The sequence below is a fragment of the Nocardia sp. NPDC003963 genome (assembly GCF_053605105.1).
In genome coordinates this window covers 436,859-448,269 of sequence record NZ_JBSGIP010000002.1, presented here as the reverse complement: position 1 = coordinate 448,269, position 11,411 = coordinate 436,859, and the positions used below count along the sequence as shown (strand labels likewise).

Annotated in this window: 9 protein-coding genes; 6 read left to right on the top strand and 3 right to left on the bottom strand. The window is 68.9% G+C overall.

All coding sequences use genetic code 11. From position 1 onward, the window contains the following. Positions 1-746: 746 nt before the first annotated feature. Positions 747-2,324: a signal recognition particle protein gene (ffh, locus tag ACWEWT_RS10700; protein ID WP_452558071.1), complete on the top strand. Its 1,578-nt coding sequence runs from the start codon at positions 747-749 to the stop codon at positions 2,322-2,324. 249 nt (positions 2,325-2,573) lie between these two features. Here the strand turns inward: ffh and ACWEWT_RS10695 are convergent, their stop codons facing one another. Together ACWEWT_RS10695 and ACWEWT_RS10690 are read right to left on the bottom strand one after the other, a co-directional pair. Then, entirely contained in the window at positions 2,574-4,451 is a 1,878-nt protein-coding gene (locus ACWEWT_RS10695) for a vWA domain-containing protein (protein WP_452558070.1), read from the bottom strand. A gap of 109 nt (positions 4,452-4,560) precedes the next feature. Then, complete coding sequence (locus tag ACWEWT_RS10690; RefSeq protein WP_452558069.1) at positions 4,561-6,459, bottom strand: vWA domain-containing protein; 1,899 nt, start codon at positions 6,457-6,459, stop codon at positions 4,561-4,563. A gap of 342 nt (positions 6,460-6,801) precedes the next feature. Between ACWEWT_RS10690 and rpsP the strand changes: the two genes are divergently transcribed. The 4 genes from rpsP to trmD are packed head-to-tail and all read left to right on the top strand — an operon-like array spanning position 6,802 to position 8,712. Next, positions 6,802-7,245 carry a 30S ribosomal protein S16 gene (gene rpsP / locus ACWEWT_RS10685; protein WP_327150409.1) on the top strand — a complete coding sequence of 148 codons (444 nt, stop codon included), beginning with the start codon at positions 6,802-6,804 and terminating at the stop codon, positions 7,243-7,245. Beyond that, a complete protein-coding gene (locus tag ACWEWT_RS10680; protein ID WP_030521790.1) occupies positions 7,245-7,487 on the top strand; it encodes an RNA-binding protein in 243 nt (80 codons plus the stop codon). The genes rpsP and ACWEWT_RS10680 overlap by 1 nt, the downstream gene beginning before the upstream one ends. Then, on the top strand, positions 7,488-8,012 hold the full coding sequence (gene rimM, locus ACWEWT_RS10675; protein WP_452558068.1) for a ribosome maturation factor RimM: 525 nt from the start codon (positions 7,488-7,490) through the stop codon (positions 8,010-8,012). A 13-nt stretch (positions 8,013-8,025) separates the two neighbouring features. Continuing rightward, positions 8,026-8,712 carry a tRNA (guanosine(37)-N1)-methyltransferase TrmD gene (gene trmD, locus ACWEWT_RS10670; RefSeq protein ID WP_452558067.1) on the top strand — a complete coding sequence of 229 codons (687 nt, stop codon included), beginning with the start codon at positions 8,026-8,028 and terminating at the stop codon, positions 8,710-8,712. Between the two features lie 60 nt (positions 8,713-8,772). On the opposite strand, the gene ACWEWT_RS10665 is transcribed toward trmD, so the two are convergent. Further along, a complete protein-coding gene (locus ACWEWT_RS10665; protein ID WP_452558066.1) occupies positions 8,773-9,627 on the bottom strand; it encodes a response regulator transcription factor in 855 nt (284 codons plus the stop codon). Positions 9,628-9,716: 89 nt separating this feature from the next. On the opposite strand from ACWEWT_RS10665, the gene ACWEWT_RS10660 reads away from it, so the two are divergent. Next, on the top strand, positions 9,717-11,339 hold the full coding sequence (locus ACWEWT_RS10660) for an AMP-binding protein (protein WP_452558065.1): 1,623 nt from the start codon (positions 9,717-9,719) through the stop codon (positions 11,337-11,339). The last annotated feature ends 72 nt before the right edge of the window (positions 11,340-11,411 follow it).

Below are 11,411 nucleotides of genomic sequence, written 5' to 3'. Positions count from 1 at the left end.
GCCTGCCCTACTGGGCGAGCAGGGAGTGGTGAGCATGACCGAGAACAGCGAGAAGAAGACTGAGAAGAAATATCAACCCCGGTTCTTCACTCCTTCGCTCAGTCGCTGCGCTCCTTCGCTTCGTCGCTCCAGAACCGGGGCGGGCCCCACCCGCGGAGGTGGACCATCCGGAGCAGGCGCCAGGTGTCGTGCGGGGAGGTGTGGTTCAGGCGGTGCGTTGGGGTTCACCGTGCTGTGGGTGTTGGGTTCGGGTCTTCGATCGGTGGATGGCTTCTGGTGTGGCGGTTGTTGCGGTCCTTCGCTCTGGTCACTCCGGAGCCGGAGCCGGGCGGGGGCGCCCGCTGAGGTGGACCATCCGGAGCAGGCGCCAGGTGTCGTGCGGGGAGGTGTGGTTCAGGCGGTGCGTTGGGGTTCACCGTGCTGTGGGTGTTCGGTTCGGGTCTTCGATCGGTGGATGGCCTCTGATGTGGCGGTTGTCGTCCTCCTTCGCACTGGTCGATGCAGAGCCGTGGCGGCGCGGTCGGTGGGCGGGACCGTCCGGAGTAGATGAAAGGTGTGCCGGGTCGGGTGCCTCGACCGTCTGGTGACAGTCACGACGCCGTGGGTGCGGGGTGGTCCGCCGACGATCTCCGGTGATGTGCGCGAGCAGTCCGGTGCGGGCCGTGGGCCCGCCGGGGCGCCCGCTACTCTGGGACGCCCATTACCCTGGGACTCAGTGCCGTCACTCGAGATCAGGAGCGCGCCAGGTGTTCGAATCCCTATCCGACCGGTTGACCGGTGCCCTTAAGGACCTTCGCGGTAAGGGACGCCTGTCGCCGGCCGATATCGACGCCACCTGCCGGGAGATCCGCTTGGCGCTGCTGGAGGCCGATGTCGCGCTGCCTGTGGTCCGCGGGTTCATCTCCCGGATCAAGGAGCGGGCCAAGGGTGCGGAGGTCTCCGCCGCGCTCAACCCGGCCCAGCAGGTCGTCAAGATCGTCAACGAGGAACTCGTCGGGATCCTCGGCGGCGAGACCAGGCGGCTGACGCTCGCCAAGACCCCGCCGACGGTGATCATGCTCGCCGGTCTGCAGGGTGCCGGTAAGACCACGCTGGCCGGCAAGCTCGCCAAATGGCTGCGTGAACAGGGGCATCAGCCGCTGCTGGTGGCCTGCGATCTGCAGCGCCCCGGTGCGGTGACCCAGTTGCAGGTGGTCGGCGAACGTGCCGGTGTACCGGTGTTCGCACCGCATCCGGGTACCTCGATCGGCGGTGGCGAGAATGCCCTCGGGATCACGGCGGCCGATCCGGTCGCCGTCGCCGAATCCGGTATCGCCGAGGCCCGCGCCAAACAGTACGACGTCGTGATCGTCGACACGGCCGGCCGGCTCGGTATCGACGCCGAGCTCATGGCGCAGGCGGTAGGTATCCGTGACGCGGTGAAACCCGACGAGACCCTGTTCGTCCTCGACGCCATGATCGGCCAGGACGCGGTCTCCACCGCCGAGGCGTTCCGTGACGGTGTCGGCTTCACCGGCGTGGTGCTCACCAAACTCGACGGCGATGCCCGCGGTGGTGCGGCGCTGAGCGTGCGCAATGTCACCGGTGCCCCGATCATGTTCGCCTCCACCGGCGAGAAGCTCGAGGATTTCGACGTCTTCCATCCCGACCGGATGGCCAGCCGCATCCTCGGTATGGGCGATGTGCTCACCCTGATCGAACAGGCCGAGCAGGTCTACGATGCGCAGCAGGCCGAGGAGGCCGCCCGCAAGATCGGCAGTGGCGAGCTGACCCTCGAGGATTTCCTCGACCAGATGCTGGCCATCCGCAAGATGGGCCCGATCGGGAACCTGCTGGGGATGCTGCCGGGCGCCGGCCAGATGAAGGATGCGCTCGCCCAGGTCGACGATAAGCAGCTCGACCGGGTACAGGCGATCATCCGCGGGATGACTCCCGCCGAGCGGGATAATCCGAAGATCATCAACGCCTCCCGCCGGTTGCGTATCGCCAACGGGTCCGGAGTCCAGGTCTCCGATGTGAACCAGCTGGTCGACAGGTTCTTCGAGGCCCGCAAGATGATGGCGATGATGGGCCGGCAGATGGGGATGCCCGGCGCCAACCGTCGCAACAACAGGAAGCAGAAGGGCAAGAAGGGCAAGAAGGGCGGGCGTGGGCCCACCCAGCCGAAGATGCGCGGCGGTTTCCCGGGGATGCCGGGTCTGCCCGGCGGTATGCCGGGGGGCGGCGGAATGCCCGATCTGTCGAATATGCCGCCCGGTCTCGATCAGCTGCCCCCCGGCCTGGAGGGCTTCGACATCTCCAAGTTCAAGTTCCCGGACAAGTAGTCGACCGGTAGGCCCGGGCGGGCAGTATCGGCCTGGGCCGAATCACGTCCGAACTGCCCGATTCATGTAATGCGTAGCGGTCGGACAAGCTCGGCACGCGGTGTTCGCCCGGTCGGATCGCTGACCGTGGCGCGGCCCGGCTGTCCGGTCTGCGAGTGAACTCCCCGGCGCTCTGGGCCGCCCGCGGTAGCCGGGGCGCCGACTACCCGGTGCGGTAAGGCGTCGGCGCCCGGACAGGTGTACGCGCGGTCAGCGCGTGCGGCGCCGCCGCAGGACAACCGCGGTCGTTACGGCGAGTATCAGAACGACGGCGACGATCCCGACTGCGATTCCGACGACCGTCGAGATCCCGTCGGCGGTGCCGTCGGGCTGATCGCTCGCCTCCCCGGAAGCGAGGGGATGGGAATCCTCACCGAAGGTGGCGTTGCTCGTGGAATCGTCCGCGTAACGAGGCCCTGATTCCGGAGTGCCGGCGATATCGACTTCCAGCTCGATGGGCACCGGCGCGACCTTGTCCGTCGGGCTCAGCTTGATCGCTATGTAGTACCAGCCCGCCAGGGATTGCCCGGCGACCCCGGTATCGGCGGCCTCCCGGTTGAGGTACCGGATCGGGGCGGTGGCGAGCGCCGGGTCGTGCGACGGCAGCAACTGTTCGCTACCGGTATAGGCCATGGTGTCGAAGTCGATTTCGGCCCGGTACGGGTTGTAGAGCGTGGTAGTGATATTCGAGGTGTACTCGCTGCCCCGCTCCGGGGTCGCGGCGAATCGCACCCGGTATGCCAGACCCTGGCCCCAGTCGAGTTTCACCCGGTAGAAGACGAATTCCCCGCGCTGCAGCGTATCGGTGTACCGGCCGGTTCCGGGCAGCTCCGCGGCGATATCGAACGATCCGCCGCCGACTGTCGGCGCGGTGGGGCCGCCGGGTGCGGTGAATTCCACCGCGGGCGCGGCAGTGGGACCGGGATCGGTGGCTGCCGGCTCCACGCCCACGGACAGCTCGACCGGTAGCTGTGCCGGGGCGTTGTCCGAGGTCACGGCCCATTCCAGCGCGAAATAGTAGCGGCCACCACCGGTGCACGCGTCGGTGTCCGCGCTACCGGAGTCGGGCTCCGCCGCTCCCTTCCACACACTTCCGACCGTCAACGCGACCCCGTCGCCGGTCCTGGTGGCCAACTTGCTCTCCTCGGCACGGCAGTCCTGGCCGCCGGCGCCGTAGACCTGCAGATCGAGCCTGTCGACCGAGGTGAATGAGTCGTCCTTGCGCGGGAACGAGACGGTTCCGGTGAAGTACGCGGTCGCGCCCTCGGGCACATCCACGGCGTAATACCGCGGCTGCGTCCGGCCCAGCACATCCAGGTACTGCCCGGGTGCGGCCACCGGCGCCTCCCGGTATCCCGGCGTTCCCGCGATCGGGGTACCGGTCGCGGCATAGGTACGCAGGGCGGCGGCGCTGACCCGGGGCAGTACCTGCTCCAGGGTCTTGCCGTCGGCGGCGTCGGTGTAGGTGCCCCCGGTGCTCTGGGCGATACAGGTCAATTGCGCCCGCGAGGGATCGTCGACGCCGAAGCCGATCGCGTGCACGACGATCTCGTTGCCCTGAGCGCTGAGCTCACGTGCGACATCACACGGGTCCGGCGGCGCGCAGGTGTCCAGTCCGTCGGAGACGAGCACGATCGAGCGAGGGCCCTCCTGCGGTAGTGCTGCGGCCGCCGTCCGCAACGAAGTGCCGATCGGGGTGTAGCCACGCGGCACGATCCCGTCCGCTGCCGCCGTCAGCGCCGGTTTGTCGATGGTCCGGGCCGGATGCAGGACCGCGACGTCCCGGCAGCCGGCGGCCTGTTCCGCGTCCGAGGATCCGGTGGCCGTGCCGTACACCGTGAGTCCGACCTCGGCCGCATCCGGTGCTGCGGCGACGAAAGCGCGGACCGCGTTCTTCGCCGCGTCCATCTTGGTGCCGCCGCCGGGGTCGGGCGCCAGCATGGAGCCCGACGCGTCCAGCACCAGCATTGTCGGGGCGTATTCCGCCGCCTGTTGCGGCGATTGTTGCGCGACCGCGGGCGCCGCGGCCGGTACGAGGCCGATCACCGCCGCCGCCAGGGTTGTGAGCGCTCGGCTCGAAAACGACACGCGATGGTCCTCCCGTTCAGTGCTGTCCCACTCGAATGGGCACGATCCCCCGGAGCTCCGTGCCGGAGGTCCGGGGGTGTTATCCGATATCGGTCTGCCCGGTTGCGGGTCAGCGTCCGCCGCGAGGGCGGGCGAGCAACACGACGACGACCACGATGAGGAGCAGCCCGGCGCCCAGCGCGACGGCGGTACCCCACACCAGCGGTGAAACGGCCGAATCCGATTCGTCCGCGGCCCTGTCCGTCCCGTTCCCGGTGGCGGGTTTCTCGTTCTCGCCGAAAGTTCCCGTGGTCTCGGCTCCGTCCTGGTAACGCGGTCCGGATTCCGCGGTACCCACAACGTCGATCTCCAGCTCCACCGGCACCGCCGGGGCAATGCCGGTACCGCTGTTCGGGCCGAGCTTGACGGCGATGTAGTAGTAGCCGGCGACAGCCTGCTCCGCGATCGTGCTGTCCGCCTCCTTCCGGTTCAGATAGCGGATCGGTGGGGTCGCGAGGGCGGGCTCGTTGGTCGGGAGTACCTGCTCGGACCCGGTGTAGGCGGCGAAATCGTTATCGATTTCCTTGCGACTCGGCGCATACAGGGTGGTGGTGATGTTGGAGAGGTTGTCGATACCACGTCCCGGCGTCTCGCCGAACCGCACGCGGTAGGCCAGACCCTGCCCCCAGTCGAGTTTCACCCGGTAGAAGACGAATTCCCCGCGCTGCAGCGTATCGGTGTACCGGCCGGTCCCCGGCAGCGGCGCGGCCACATTGAACGAACCGCCGCCGACGGCCGGTGTTGTGGGCCCGCCGGGCTCGGCGAAGGTCACGGGCGTGGGTTCGGCCGCGGGACCGGGATCGGCCACGGCGGGCTCGATACCCACCGCCAACTCGACCGGCAGCCGGGTCGGGGCGCCGTCGGCGACGCCCGCCCATTCGAGGATGAAGTAGTAGCGTCCGCCGCCCGCGCATTTGTCGTGCGCGGCATTGCCGTTCGGGGCTTCGGCCGCACCCTCCCACATCGATGCCACGGTCAGTGCCACACCGTCGGTCGAGCGGGTGGCCTGCTCGTTCTCGAAGACGTAGCAGTCCTGGCCGTCGCGTCCGTAGACCCGTAGATTGAGCACGTTGTTCGCCATGGAGGCATCGCCACCGCCGCGCGGGAACGAGACGGTACCGCTGAAGTACGCGGTCGCCCCCTCGGGCACATCCACCGCGTAGTAGCGCGGCTTCTTCTGGTCGAGAACGTCCAGGTACTGACCCGGTTCGGTGACCGGTGCGTTCCGATGATCCGCCGTGCCCGCGATCGGGGTACCGATGGCCGCGTAGGTGCGCAGCGCCGTAGCGGTGACCCGTGGCAATACCTGTTCGAGTGTCTTACCGTCCACGGCGTCGGTGTAGGTACCGCCGGTGGTCTGCGCGATACAGGTGAGCTGCACGCGCGACGGGTCGTCGACGCCGAAGCCGATCGCGTGCACGACGATCTCGGCGCCCTGGGCGCTGAGCTCGCGGGCCACCTCGCAGGGGTCCGGCGGTGCGCAGGTGTCCAGACCGTCGGAGACCAGCACGATCGAACGCGGGCCCGATTGCGGGAGCGCGCCGGCCGCGGTCCGTAAGGCGGTACCGATCGGGGTGTAGCCGCTGGGTACGATCCCGTCGGCCGCCGCGGTCAGGCCGGGTTTGTCGATCGTATCGGCGGGCTGCAGCACCTTAACGTCCTGGCAGCCCGCGGCCTTCTCGGCGTCCGATGAGCCGGTAGCGGTGCCGTACGCGGTGAGTCCGACCTTCGACGTGTCCGGAGCCGCGGTGACGAAGGACCGGACGGCGTTCTTGGCCGCGTCCATCTTGGTGCCACCGCCGGGATCGGCCGCCGCCATCGACCCGGAGGCGTCCAGGACGAGCATCGTCGGCGCGTACTCGGTGTTCTGCTGCCCCGGGGATTGCTGGGCCAGGGCCGGCGCGGACACTGGCACCAGGCCGATCACCCCTGCCGCGGCCGTGGCCAGAACTCTGTTCAACAATGACACGTGGTCGGTACTCCCGTTCGACTCCGCCGCATCCTGCTCGGACACCGCCGATCGGACGCTACGCAGACCACTGACCTGCTGCCAACTGCTCGTACTCCCGCCCGCGGGATGTCATGCCGTTCCGGTATGGCCCGCGACCTCGATACCCCGGGCTCGGTCGGAGGCGATTACCGGCCCGGCCGCGGTGTCTGGCAGAATGGGCGACCGTCCTTCTGGACAGTGTCAGCCCGTCTCCGGTCACGTACCGCGCGGCGGTCACACACTTCATTCGCAAAACCGGGCTCGCGATACCGCGCGAGTCGCTGAATTGCGCCGTGACCACTATGAAAGGCAGATCAGCAGATGGCTGTTCGCATCAAACTCACCCGTATGGGCAAGATCCGCAACCCGCAGTACCGCGTTGTCGTCGCGGACGCCCGCACCCGTCGTGACGGCCGGGCCATCGAGTCCATCGGCAAGTACCACCCCAAGGAAGAGCCCTCGCTGATCGAGATCGACTCGGAGCGGGCGCAGTACTGGCTGGGTGTCGGCGCGCAGCCGACCGAACCGGTGCAGCGGCTCCTGGAGATCACCGGCGACTGGCAGAAGTTCAAGGGCCTGCCGGGGACCGAGGGCACCCTGAAGGTCGCCGCGCCCAAGCCGTCCAAGCTGGACCTGTTCAACGCCGCGCTGGCCGCCGCCGACAACGAGCCGACCGCCGAGGCCGTCACCCCGAAGAAGAAGGCCAAGAAGGACAAGGAAGAGGACGCCGCCGAGGCGACCGAGTCCGCCGAGGCCGCCGAGTAATGAGCGTCGTCGTCGCCGATGCCGTGGAACATCTGGTCCGCGGTATCGTCGCCAATCCTGATGACGTCCGGGTCGAGCTGATCACCGGCCGCCGCGGACGGACCGTCGAGGTACACGTCCACCCCGACGACCTGGGCAAGGTCATCGGCCGGGGCGGTCGCACCGCGACCGCGCTGCGCACCCTCGTCGCCGGGATCGGCGGCCGGGGTATCCGGGTCGACGTGGTCGATACCGACCAGTAGATGGAACTCGTCGTGGGCCGGGTCGCCCGCTCGCACGGTGTGCGGGGCGAACTGGTCGTCGAGGTACGCACCGACGAACCGGAGGCGCGGTTCGCGCCCGGTTCCGCCCTGCGTGGGCGTGTGGCGCGTTCGACCGAGGTCCGTGATTTCACCGTGGAGTCGGCCCGGGAACATTCGGGCCGGCTCCTGGTGCAACTGGCGGGGGTGACCGACCGAAGTGCCGCCGATGCGCTGCGGGGCACGCTGTTCCTGGTGGACAGCGAGGATCTCGGGTCGGCAGCGGACCCGGACGAGTTCTACGACCACGAACTCGAGGGCCTGCGGGTACAGCTCCCCGACGGGAGCACGGTCGGAACCGTCACCGAAGTACTGCATTCGGCGGCCGGTGAACTGCTCTCCGTCCGGGCCGCCGCGGACGGCCGGGAGATCCTCGTCCCCTTCGTCACGGCCATCGTGCCCACCGTGTCGATCGCCGACCGGCTGATCGTGATCGATCCGCCCGAAGGCCTGCTGGATCCGGAATGAGGTGGCCGGCGTCATGAGGATCGACGTGGTCACCATTTTCCCGGAGTACCTGGACCCGCTGCGCACCGCGCTCCTGGGTAAGGCCATCGGCAAGGGCGTCGTCTCGGTGGATGTCCACGATCTGCGGCGCTGGACCCACGATGTCCACAAATCCGTGGACGATTCCCCCTACGGGGGTGGACCCGGCATGGTCATGAAACCTGTGGTCTGGGGTGATGCGCTCGACGAGGTATGCCCGGACGACGCGCTGCTCGTGGTTCCCACACCCGCCGGGGTGCCGTTCACCCAGGAGACCGCGCAGCGGTGGGCCGGGGAAGAGCATCTGGTGTTCGCCTGTGGCCGCTACGAGGGTATCGATCAGCGCGTGTTCGACGACGCGGCTCGGCGGGTGCGCGTCGAAGAGGTCAGTATCGGTGATTACGTACTGATCGGTGGCGAGGCCGCCGTGCTGGTGATGACCGAGGCCGTCGTCCGGTTGATCCCCGGTGTTCTCGGCAATCAGCAGTCGCACGAACAGGATTCGTTCTCCGACGGGTTGCTCGAAGGGCCCAGTTACACCCGTCCGGTGGATTGGCGAGGGCTCGAGGTGCCCCCGATCCTGTTGTCCGGCGACCATGCCCGGATCGCGGCGTGGCGGCGGGAACAGTCCCTCATCCGTACGCGCGCCCGACGGCCGGATCTGCTGCCCGGGACGGACTGAGCCGCGTTACGTGGGTGTCGCCCTTCCGAATTCACCCCCACCGGTCGGCGGGGGTCCACATCAGGGGATCACACCGAGGCGGCGGGCGGCGGCCACGGCTTCGTGCCGGGAATGCGCGTCGAGTTTGTGCATCGCGCTGCGCAGATAGCTCTTGACCGTCTCGGGGCCCAGCGAAAGCCGCTGTGCGGTCTCCTGATTGGAACAGCCCAACGCGACCTGGAGTAGTACATCGATTTCGCGCCGGGCGAGCCGGGGTGCTCCGGGAACGGGATCACCGGCCAGTGCGCGGTTCAGCCGTTCGCCCACCGCGCTCAATCTGTCCCGCATCCGTTCATCGCCCGCGGCGTCCGCGATGGCGCGAAGTTCCGCCTGGACCGCGCACAGTTCCTCGGCCACCGCACCACTGACGGCCGCGGTCGGCCGGGCGATGTCCAGCAGCCGCAGCCGCCGGTCCACCTCGTCGCGGACGCCGATCTCCGCGGCGAGCCGCCGTCCGGCCTGCACCAGTGCGTCGGCGGTGCGATCGCCGATGGGACCGGCGCCCCGAGCGGCCGCGTACAGCACAGCGCGCGAACAACCGGACACCACCACGGGTACCGCGAGGACCGACCGGATCCCTTCGCCGAGCACCGGCGCGTCGTAGTGATGCGTGATCGAGAGTGCGCTGCCGTAATCGGAGACCGAGGCCGGCTGTCGTGAATCCACCACCCGGCCGCCGAGCCCGGATGCCCTGGTCACCGAAAGTCCGCGCAGCCCGTTCGTCCGCACTCCGGAGAACTCGGTCAACCGCAGCGTATCGGCGTCGACCTCGCCCCCGAACAGCACCGGGACGCCGGCGACACCCGCCAGCCGGCGGATCTCGGCGCGCAGGGCGTCGCTGTCGCGGGGTCGTAACAGCGAGCGTGGAGTGGGCATCGAATGTCACCCCTTTTCGGGGGTAGTGCCGGACCTGGTGTGACCTACATCCTATGGCAACACCGGCCGGACGAACGAGGAGATACGAGATGGGTGCCGACCCGAACACGCGGGTACGTGAGCTGCTGGACTCCTACGACCGGATCGACGCCTGCGCCGCGCAGCTGCTGTGTGACCGGCATCCGGCCGATTCCGTCGCATTCACCGTGATCGACAGCGATCTGTCGGCTGTCGATCTGACCTACGGCGAACTGCGTACGCGGTCCGAACGCTTCGCCGCCGCCCTGGCCGGGCTCGGTGTGGGACCCGGCGATCAGGTCGCGACGCTGATGGCGAAATCGGCGGATCTGGTGGTCGTACTGCTCGGGATCTGGCGGTGCGGTGCCGTGCACGTCCCGCTGTTCACCGCGTTCGCGGCCCCTGCCATCGCGTTCCGGCTACAGGCGTCCGGGGCGTCGATCGTGGTCGCCGATCCGGACCAGGCCGGCAAACTGGCCCCCGGCGGCGATATGCCCGCGGACCCGCCCTGGCGCACGATCGTCACCGGCGCCGGTGTTCCGGGCGCGCTGTGGATGGACGAGCTGCCGGTCGACGGTGCCGGTACCCGTCCGCCGGCCGTGGTGGGCGGCGACGGTCTGCTGGTGCAGCTGTTCACCAGCGGCACCACCGGTACGCCGAAGGGCGTCCCGATCCCGGTCCGTGCGCTGGCCTCGTTTCACGCCTATCAGGAGTTCGCGCTCGATGTCCGCCCCGACGATGTCTTCTGGAACGCCGCCGACCCCGGCTGGGCCTACGGCCTCTACTACGCCATCCTGGGCCCCCTCGTCTCCGGCACCCGCAGCCTGCTGCTGCACGCCGGCTTCTCCCCGGCGCTGACCTGGCAGGTCCTGGAACGGTTCGGCGTCACCAATTTCGCGGCCGCGCCCACCGTCTACCGGGCACTACGAGCGGCGGAGCCGGGTGATCCGGTGCGGTTGCGCCGGGCGTCCTCGGCAGGGGAGCCGCTGACCCCGGATGTGGTCGCCTGGTCCACAGCGCAACTCGGCGTCGCGGTACGGGATCACTACGGGCAGACCGAACACGGCATGGTCATCTGCAACGCCTGGCACGACGACCTGGACAGCGCCGCGCCCGCGGGTTCCATGGGCCGGGCACTGCCCGGATGGGAGTGCGCCGTGCTGTCCGACGACGCGGATACCGAGGCACCGGCCGGCGAACTGGGCCGGATCGCGGTCGATGCCCAGCACAGTGCCCTGCTGTGGTTCCTCGGCTATCTGGACGCGCCGGAACAAACTGCCCGGCGCTACACCGCGGACGGTCGCTGGTATCTCACCGGCGATGCCGGTTCGCGCGACGCCGACGGGTACTTCCACTTCTCCGCCCGCGACGACGATGTGATCATCATGGCCGGGTACCGGATCGGTCCGTTCGACGTCGAGAGCGTGCTGGTGTTGCACGACGATGTGGCCGAAGCCGCGGTGGTCGGTATGCCGGACCAGTTGCGCGGCGAAGTGCTGGAGGCGTTCGTCGTGCTGCGCGGTGCCGTGGCCGGAACCACTGAACTGGAGGCGGAACTGCAGACTCTGGTGAAAGAGAAGTTCGCCGCGCACGCCTATCCGCGCCGGATACATTTCGTCGCGGCGCTGCCCAAGACCCCCAGCGGAAAGGTGCAGCGGTTCCTCCTGCGGCAGCAGGGACATGACGCCGGATAGACCCGGCCGCCACCCCGGGACCCGGGGAGAGTGGAGCCGGGACCGGGCGCGGGCCGGCTGTCGCCGGGCGAC